This is a genomic window from Halorhodospira neutriphila (assembly GCF_016584055.1).
In the GTDB taxonomy this organism is placed as follows: Bacteria; Pseudomonadota; Gammaproteobacteria; order Nitrococcales; family Halorhodospiraceae; genus Halorhodospira; species Halorhodospira neutriphila.
The window spans coordinates 1-7,243 of record NZ_NRSH01000110.1 but is presented as its reverse complement, the minus strand read 5'-3'; the positions used below and the strand labels follow the sequence as shown (position 1 = coordinate 7,243).

General features: G+C 72.7%; 7 protein-coding genes. 4 read left to right on the top strand and 3 right to left on the bottom strand.

Annotation, left to right across the window (positions count from 1 at the left end):
- The 3 genes from bchJ to CKO13_RS09340 all read right to left on the bottom strand — a co-directional run.
- The coding region (gene bchJ, locus CKO13_RS09350) for a bacteriochlorophyll 4-vinyl reductase (protein ID WP_338034622.1) at positions 1 to 334 on the bottom strand (334 nt) is incomplete at its 3' end.
- Positions 335 to 336: 2 nt separating this feature from the next.
- Positions 337 to 2,025, bottom strand: a complete 1,689-nt coding sequence (gene bchE / locus CKO13_RS09345; protein WP_200259976.1) for a magnesium-protoporphyrin IX monomethyl ester anaerobic oxidative cyclase — start codon at positions 2,023 to 2,025, stop codon at positions 337 to 339.
- A gap of 292 nt (positions 2,026 to 2,317) precedes the next feature.
- Positions 2,318 to 2,713: a high-potential iron-sulfur protein gene (locus CKO13_RS09340; RefSeq protein ID WP_200259974.1), complete on the bottom strand. Its 396-nt coding sequence runs from the start codon at positions 2,711 to 2,713 to the stop codon at positions 2,318 to 2,320.
- A 232-nt stretch (positions 2,714 to 2,945) separates the two neighbouring features.
- On the opposite strand from CKO13_RS09340, the gene idi reads away from it, so the two are divergent.
- From idi to bchO, 4 genes are all read left to right on the top strand, one after another.
- Entirely contained in the window at positions 2,946 to 3,470 is a 525-nt protein-coding gene (idi, locus tag CKO13_RS09335) for an isopentenyl-diphosphate Delta-isomerase (protein WP_200259971.1), read from the top strand.
- 137 nt (positions 3,471 to 3,607) lie between these two features.
- Positions 3,608 to 4,633: a magnesium chelatase ATPase subunit I gene (gene bchI / locus CKO13_RS09330; protein WP_200259968.1), complete on the top strand. Its 1,026-nt coding sequence runs from the start codon at positions 3,608 to 3,610 to the stop codon at positions 4,631 to 4,633.
- The gene (locus tag CKO13_RS09325) at positions 4,630 to 6,483 is read left to right on the top strand and encodes a magnesium chelatase subunit D (protein WP_200259965.1); all 1,854 of its coding nucleotides are present in this window, start codon (positions 4,630 to 4,632) and stop codon (positions 6,481 to 6,483) included. Before bchI ends, CKO13_RS09325 begins: the two co-directional genes overlap by 4 nt.
- Positions 6,484 to 6,512: 29 nt before the next feature.
- The coding region (gene bchO / locus CKO13_RS09320) for an alpha/beta fold hydrolase BchO (protein ID WP_200259962.1) at positions 6,513 to 7,243 on the top strand (731 nt) is incomplete at its 3' end.

The following is a 7,243-nucleotide window of genomic DNA, read 5'->3' as shown; positions in this document are numbered from 1 at the left end:
GGCGGAGCAGGGTGCGCACCGGGGCCGGGATCCGCCAGGCCAGGACGTAGTCCCCGGTGCGCACCCCGGCGTCCTGGAGCACGTGCCGCGCCTGGGCGGCGTCGAGCTCGGCGCGGAGCGCCTGGTGCAGCGCGGCGACGGCCGACTCCGGCACCATGCGCTCGGGCGGGTGGTCGAGCCACGCCTCGAGGCCGGCGGCCGCGAAGACCCGGCGCGCTGCCTCCTCGCCCGCCGCCGCGCGCAGCGCGGCGGCGACCTGGAGGATGGCATTGGGGCCGATCCGCGACTCGCCGGCGCCCTCCGGGCGCTCCGTGCCGCTGTTGCCGGAGGGCACGCTCAAGCCTCGTCCGTCTCCGCCGTCTCCTCGCTCTTCTGGGCGTCCTTGGACTTGGCCGGCCCGCCCTTGCGGTAGACCTGGACGGGCTCCTCGGCCGGCGTGCGCTCGGTCTCGGTGCCGCCCTTGTGGGAGCGCGCCTCCTGGATCTTCTTCTTCTCCTTGGCAGCGTCCCACTCGGCCTGCTGCGCGGGGGCCACGGTGCGCGACTTATCGAAGTTCTTCTCGATGTTCTCGCTGACCTTCTTGCGGGTCTGCGGCCCCCAGTAGCCGTGCTTGCCGAGGTCGTAGAACTTGCGCTGGAAGCCGGCCTTGAGGAAGGCCTTGAGGCAGCCGAGGAGGTACTTGCGGCGATCGCCGCTGCCCGCCCAGGGGTAGGAGAGCAGCGCCTTCCGCATGTAGAAGCGCCGGTAGTTGCTCATGACCCGGTCGAGGAGCTCGCCGCGGTCCATGGCCTCGGGCTTGATGATGGGGGTGACGAAGTTGTACTTCTCGAAGTCGTAGACCTCGACCGTATCGCTGAGCTCGTGGAAGAGGTCCGAGAACGGCCACGGGGTGTACATCGCCCAGTTGGCCATGTCCGCGCCCCAGTCGAGGGACATCCGGTAGGTCTCCTCGAGGGTCTCGGCGGTCTCGTTCTCGAGGCCGACGATGAACTGCGCCTCGACGACGATGCCGGCGTCGCGCAGCAGCTTCACCGCCTTCTTGTTCTGCGCGACCGTGGTCTCCTTGTTGAAGCGGTCGAGCTTGAGCTGCGCCGCCGCCTCGGTGCCGAGGGAGACGTGGATCAGGCCGGACTGGCGGTAGAAGTCGAGCATGTCCTCGTCGCGCAGGACGTCGGTGACGCGGGTGTTGAGCCCCCACATGATCCCGCGCTGGGGCAGGCCGCGGTTGATCAGGGCCTGGCAGAACTCGATGAACTTCTTGCGATTGATGGTCGGCTCCTCGTCGGCGAGGATGAAGAAGCCGACGCCGTGGTTGTCGACGAGGTGCTCGATCTCGTCGACGACCCGCTCCGGGTCGCGGACGCGGTAGTCGCGCCAGAACTTCCACTGCGAGCAGAACGAGCAGGTGAAGGGGCAGCCGCGGGCCATATTGGGGATGGCGACGCGGGTGTTGAGCGGGATATAGATGTACTTCTCCCACTCGAGGATGCTCCAGTCGGGCTCGATGCTGTCGAGGTCCTTGATGGTCGGCGCCGCGGGGGTCGCGACGATCTGCTCGCCGTCGCGGTAGGCGAGCCCGCGGATGTGCTCGCGGTCCTCCGGCCAGCGCCCCTCGGCGACGGTGCGGGCGACGTTGACCATGATCTCCTCGCCCTCGCCGCGGACGATGGCGTCGATCCAGGGCGCCTCGCTGAGCACCTGCTTGTACATGAAGGTGGGGTGGATCCCGCCGATGAGGGTGACCACGTTGGGGTCGACCTCGCGGGCGATCTCCAGGCTGCGCTCGGCGATGTAGATGGAGGGGGTGATGGCGGTGGTGCCGACGATATCCGGCTCGACCTCCTGGATCTTCTGCCGGATCTGCTCCTCGGAGAGGCTGTCGGTCATCGCGTCGACGAACTGGAGATCCTCGAAGCCCGCCTGCTTGAGGGCGCCGGCGAGGTAGGCGACCCATGCCGGCGGCCAGTTCCCCGCAATCTCTGCACCACCCGAAGAGTAGTTGGGATGAATGAATAAGATACGCATGGGTCACCCTCCGCGAGTGCTCTTCCTTAAATGTACGTACGATGCTTAAAATGCACTTTCATAAGGTGATTTGTCTAGGGCTCGGCGCGCCTCGGCCACGCCCCGCGGCGCCCCTTCGCCGGGTGCCCCCTCTCCCCCTCCCGGAAGGCTGCCGCCGCGGCCCGGCTCGGCTGCTCAGGCGGCCAAAAAAATCGCCGGACGCCATCGTATAGCGGTCCGGCGATTCGGTGCTGGCCGGCTCGCGGGCGTCACGCCCCAAGCCGCTTCTGCGCCGTACGGCGGCAGATCGCTCCTAGACGTCCTGCGGCCCGATCTTCTGCGCGTCGGCGGCGTCCTCCCACGCCCAGCACCAGCCGTTGGCGTTGACGAGCTTGTCGCCGAAGGCGGCGCAGTAGCCCCAGCTGCCCTTGTCCTCGTGCTGGCGGAAGAGCAGGCAGTTGGCGCAGAACTGGCTGCTGTCGAAGCGCGGATGGCTCTTGTCGGCGTCGGCCTGGTTGTGGACGTAGCCCAGGCCGCGGGCCTCCGGCGACTGGGGATCGACGCGCTGCGCGTTGGCGCCTGCGCCGCCCTCCTGCGCCGCCGCGGGGCCGCTGCGCAGCAGCATGCCCGCTGCCGGGATCGCGGCCGTGCTGAGCAGGCCGAGGCGCAGGAACTTGCGGCGGGAGTGATCACTCGGGGTATTGCTCATGACTCTGGCTCCTCTCACGTCGGGGTCGAGGTGACCTCTTTTTGGCTCGGCTGCCGCCCCGCCGGTAGGTGCTTGGGGGCAGCGCTTCCTCCATGGTATCTCTTGCGGCCAGTTTGCTAGCGCTTCAAGAATGGGCTTGCCCTTACGAGAGGTGCAAGGGGGGCGCGACGATGTTGCTCAGCACCTCGGCGGGTGGGGCGCGACGGGGCGCAATCAACAGGGAGCGAGCGGGATGGAGCGAGTCGTCATCGTGGACCGCCAGGGCCGGCGGATCGGCACCGAGGAGAAGATTCAGGCCCACGCCGCAGGCGGCACGCTGCACCTCGCCTTCTGCGTCTTCGTCCTCGACGCCGCCGGCCGGCTGCTCCTCCAGCGCCGCGCCGATCAGAAATACCACTTCCCCGGCCTCTGGTCCAACTCCTGCTGCGGCCATCCGCGCCCCGGCGAGGGCGTCGTCGCCGCCGCCGAGCGCCGCCTCGGCGAGGAGTTCGGCTTCACCACCGCCCTGCGCCCGGTCACGGCGTTCACCTACTACGCCGAGGATGCGGTCAGCGGTCTCGCCGAGCACGAGTACGCCCACGTCCTGGTGGGCCGCGCCGACGGCTGCGAGCCGGCGCCGGCCCCCGAGGAGATCGGCGACTGGTGCTGGCTCGCCCCGCCGCAGGCCAGCGCCGACGCGGCGTGCCGGCCCGGGCGCTACACCCCCTGGTTCCGCCGGCTGATCACCGAGCAGCCCGTCTCCGCCTGGCTCGAGTGAGCGGTGAGGCAGGGCTGTTCCCGGTGCGCCGCTTTGGTAACCTGCGCAACGGATCGGCAGGCTGCAAGCGGCAGCCTCTCCGGCATCCGGACACCCGATAACACCACTGAACTGAGCAACCTGGGACGGCACAATCCATGGCTCCAGCGTTTCCCTTCTCGGCGATCGCCGGGCAAGACGAGATGAAGCTCGCGATGACCATCGCCGCGGTCGACAGCTCGATCGGCGGCGTGCTGGTCTTCGGCGACCGCGGCACGGGCAAGTCCACGGTGGTGCGCGCCCTCGCCGGGCTGCTGCCGAGCATCCGGGCGGCCGAGTGCCCCTACCACTGCAATCCGGACAAGGAGGACGACCTCTGCGAGCACTGCGCCGAGCGCCGCGCCCAGGGCAAGTCGCTGAAGGTCCGGCGCATCGACGTGCCGGTCGTCGACCTGCCGCTCGGCGTCACCGAGGATCGCGTCGTCGGCGCCCTCGACCTCGAGCGGGCCCTGACCGACGGCGAGAAGGCCTTCGAGCCGGGGCTGCTGGCGCGGGCCAACCGCGGCTTCCTCTACATCGACGAGGTCAACCTCCTCGAGGATCACATCGTCGACCTCCTCCTCGATGTCGCCGCCAGCGGCGAGAACGTCGTCGAGCGCGAGGGGCTGAGCGTGCGCCACCCGGCGAAGTTCGTGCTCATCGGCAGCGGCAACCCCGAGGAGGGGGAGCTGCGCCCGCAGCTGCTCGACCGCTTCGGCCTCTCGGTGGAGGTCTCCACCCCCGAGGACCTGCACACGCGCATGCAGGTCATCCGCCGGCGCGACGACTACGAGTCCGACCCGGCGGCCTTCGTCGAGCGCTGGAAGCGCAAGGACGGCCAGGTCCGCCGCCAGATCGAGCGCGCCCGCGAGCACCTGCCCCAGGTCGAGGTCTCCGACGCGATGCTCGAGCGCACCTCGCAGCTGTGCATGGCCCTCGGTACCGACGGGCTGCGCGGCGAGCTGACCCTGATCCGGGCCGCCCGCGCCGCCGCCGCCCTCGACCAGGCCGATGCCGTGGACGTCAGCCACCTGCGCCGGGTGGCCAGCGTCGCCCTGCGCCACCGCCTGCGCCGCGACCCGCTCGACGAGTCCGGCTCGACGACCCGGGTCCAGCGCGCCGTGGAGGAGCACCTGCCGGCATGAGCGCCGCCCTCGACTACGCCACCGCCGAGGCGGCGTGGGAGGACGCCGTCCGCGCAGCGGCGCTGCTCGCCATCGACCCGCCGGGCGTCGGCGGCGTCTGCCTGCGCTCGCTGCCCGGCCCGGTCCGCGACCGCTGGGTGCAGATCGCCCGCGAGCTGCTGCCCGCCGAGACGCCCTGGCGGCGCATCCCCATCAGCGTCTCCGACAGCCGCCTGCTCGGCGGCCTCGACCTGACCGCGACGCTGCGCGCCGGGCGCCCGGTGCTCGAGCGCGGCGTCCTCGCCGAGAGCGACGGCGGGATCGTGGTCCTGGCCATGGCCGAGCGCATCGCCCCGGCGACGGCGGGCAAGATCGGCGCCGTGGTGGACAACGGCGAGGTGGCCGTCGAGCGCGACGGCCTGGCCGAGCGGACGCCGACCCGCTTCGGGATCGTCGCCCTCGACGAGGGGGCGACGGAGGACGAGCGGCCGGTGGGCCCGCTGCGCGACCGCCTCGGCTGCCACCTCGACCTCAACGGCATCCCGGTCCACGCCGCCAGCGGCTCGATGTACGCCGCCGACGAGATCGCCGCGGCGCGCCAGCGGCTGCCGGCGGTGGCCTGCGACGACCACCACGCCGAGGCGCTGTGCGCCGGCGGCCTGGCGCTGGGGATCGGCTCGCTGCGGGCGCCGCTGCAGGCCCTGCGCGCGGCGCGGGCGGCGGCGGCGCTCGACGGCCGCGAGCAGGTCGAGGACGAGGACGTCCAGCTCGCCACGCGGCTGATCCTCGTCCCCCGGGCCACCCAGGTCCCGCCGTCGCCGGAGCAGGCCGAGGAGCCGGAGCAGCAGCCGGAGCAGCCCCAGGAGGCGCCGGGCGAGGAGCCCGAGCCCGAGGAGGGCGAGCCGGACACCTCGGAGGAGGACGCCCCCGAGGAGCCGGACCCGGGCGAGGGCGGCGACGACGAGGAGCAGGAGGCCCCGGCCGACGGGATCCCCTCCGAGGTGGTCCTCGAGGCGGCCAAGGCGGCGCTGCCCGACGACGTCCTGCAGCGCCTGAAGGTCCGGGAGCTCGCCCTGCGCAACCGCTCCCAGGCCCCGGGCCGGGCCGGCGCCCTGCAGAAGGGCGGCGGCCGCGGGCGGCCCGCCGGGGTGCTGCGCGGGATGCCGCGCAACGGCGCCCGGCTCAACGTCGTCGAGACCCTGCGCACCGCCGCGCCGTGGCAGCCGCTGCGCCGCACCGAGGGCGAGACCCGCCGGGTCGTGGTCCGGCCCGAGGACTTCCGCGTCAACCGCTTCAAGCAGCGCAGCCAGACGACCACCGTCTTCGTGGTGGACGCCTCGGGCTCGGCGGCGATGAACCGCCTCGCCGAGGCCAAGGGGGCGGTCGAGCTGCTCCTCGCCGAGTGCTACGTGCGCCGCGACGAGGTGGCCCTGATCGCCTTCCGCGGCACGCGCGCCGAGGTCCTGCTGCCGCCGACGCGCTCGCTGACCCGCGCCAAGCGCAGCCTCGCCGGGCTGCCGGGCGGTGGCGGGACGCCGCTGGCCGCCGGGCTGGAGGCGGCCCACGAGATGACCCTCGAGCTCCAGCACAAGGGCAGCCTGCCGGTGCTCATCCTGCTCACCGACGGCCGGGCCAACGTCACCCGCGCCGGCACCGGCGGCCGGGAGCAGGCCCAGCACGAGGCCCAGGAGGCGGCCCGAGGGGTCTACCTGACCGGCGTGCGCAGCCTCGTCGTGGACACCTCGCCGCGGCCGCGCCCCATGGGCCGGGAGCTCGCCGAGGCCATGGGCGCCGACTACCTGCCGCTGCCGCGCGCCGACGCCTCGGCCATCAGCGGCGCGGTCCAGGCGGCCACCGGCATCGGCAGCTAGGCTCGGAGAGCGGGCAGGGGAGGGTAGCGATGGCGGCACTGGCCTGGGCGCGGGACGGCGCCGACTGGCCCCACCGCGAGGCGAGCCGGTTCGTGACAGCGGCGGGGCTGCGCTGGCACGTCCAGGTCTACGGCGCCGGCCCGGCGGCGCTGCTCGTCCACGGGACGGCGGCCTCGAGCCACACCTGGCGCGAGTTCGGCCCGGCGCTCGCCGAGCGCTACACCGTGATCGCCCCCGACCTGCCCGGCCACGGCTTCACCGAGATGCCGCCGTGGCGGCTGCAGAGGCTCGGCGGCACGGCCCGGGCGCTCGGCGAGCTGCTCGCGGCCCTGGGCGTGCGCCCCGAGTTCGCCGTCGGCCACTCGGCGGGGGCCGCGATCCTGGCGCGCATGGCCCTCGACGGGATCGTCGAGCCGCGGCTGCTGGTCAGCCTCAACGGCGCCTTCCTGCCCTTCGAGGGGCTCGCCGGCTACCTCTTCCCCACCACGGCGCGGCTGCTCACCTTCAATCCGCTGGTGCCGCCGTGGGTCGCCTTCCGCTCGCGGAACCGGCGGCTGTTCGAGCGCCTGGTGGGCTTTACGGGCTCTCGGCTCGACGCCGCGGGCATCGACTACTACCAGCGCCTGGCCACCAACCCGGGCCATGTGGCGGCGGCGCTGGGCATGATGGCGCGCAGCCACGACGACCTCTACGCCCTCGAGCAGGAGCTGCCCCGCCTGGCGGTGCCCCTGGCCCTGCTCACCGCCGAGCGGGACCAGGC